This window comes from Limnovirga soli, assembly GCF_013106755.1.
Classification (GTDB): domain Bacteria; phylum Bacteroidota; class Bacteroidia; order Chitinophagales; family Chitinophagaceae; genus Limnovirga; species Limnovirga soli.
The window spans coordinates 1-1194 of record NZ_WHPF01000038.1 but is presented as its reverse complement, the minus strand read 5'-3'; the positions used below and the strand labels follow the sequence as shown (position 1 = coordinate 1194).

The window sequence follows — 1194 nt, the reverse complement described above, 5'->3', positions numbered from 1 at the left end:
TTAAAAATGTGGATAATTGCAAAAGAAAAGAACGGGGTGAACTAAGTGTGCGACTGGGTTACAGACCCTAATTGCGTAATAGTCCCCGTTCTTCTTTGAGTTGCTGCAGGTCCATGTAGAATAGTAGTTACCAAGTACTAACAAAGGTCTTAGACAACAGCAACTTTTTTTAACCTTCAAAAAAAAGTTATGGAGCAAAGAAAAACAATTATCGGCATTGATGTATCAAAGAAAACGCTGGATGTTTTTATTAAAACAATCGAAGTGCATATTCAGATCAGTAATGATTCAGAAGGATTTAAAAAACTGCTGGCCTTGCTGAAAGTAAACAAATTAAAGCCTGAAGATTGCCTTTTTGTATTGGAATTTACCGGGGGCTATGAGTACAGGCTGGTTCAGTTCTGCCAGGCCAAAATGTTTAGTTATGTGCGCATCTCCGGGCTTGCACTAAAAAGATCAATGGGTATGGTCAGGGGCAAGAGCGACAAGATTGACGCAAAACGCATTGCTGAATATGGCGATGAGAAGCAATCCAAACTGGCAGCTGAAACTGGCAGTCTTGCTAATATTGTACGCCTTAAAAGGCTTTTAAGCCAGCGGGAAGATTTTGTTGCAGACCGCAAAGCTTACGACCACAGGTATAAAGAATTGCAGTATATGATGGACTTACCTGATTCAGACAGCATTTTGAAAAGGTTTAAAAAGACTGTTGCTGATTTTCAGAAGCTCATTGAAAAAACGGAAGATGAAATCGTAAAGCTTATCAAAGCCAATGATGCATTCCAATTGAATTTTGAGCTGCTTACTTCCATCAAGGGAATTGGTCAGATCAATGCATGGACTATGATTGCCTATACAGAAAATTTTACCAGTTTTCAAAACGGCAGGCAGTTTGGCGCATACATCGGGGTTGTACCTTATGACTTTACATCAGGTACAAGCATCAAAGCAAAATCCAGAACCAGCAAAATGGCCAACCAGCAAATAAAGGCATTATTGCAAATGGCTGCCAGAGCGGCTGTATTACATAATAAAGAATTAAACCTTTACTATGAACGAAGAATTGCCCTGGGGAAACATCACATGGCTGTCATGAACGAAATAAAATTTAAACTAGTCAATATTATGTTTGCTGTTGTTAAAAAACAAAAACCTTATGTGGATAAGTATAAAATTGCAGCCTAATATTTGCTG

1 protein-coding gene is annotated in these 1194 nt (G+C 38.5%); it reads left to right on the top strand.

What is annotated here, in order from left to right:
* Positions 1-189 precede the first annotated feature (189 nt).
* Complete coding sequence (locus GD597_RS21660; protein ID WP_171610011.1) at positions 190-1185, top strand: IS110 family RNA-guided transposase; 996 nt, start codon at positions 190-192, stop codon at positions 1183-1185.
* The last annotated feature ends 9 nt before the right edge of the window (positions 1186-1194 follow it).

Coding starts and splice junctions, on each gene's coding strand:
- GD597_RS21660 (WP_171610011.1), top strand. CDS start 190: ATGGAGCAAAGAAAAACAATTATCGGCATTGATGTATCAAAGAAAACG.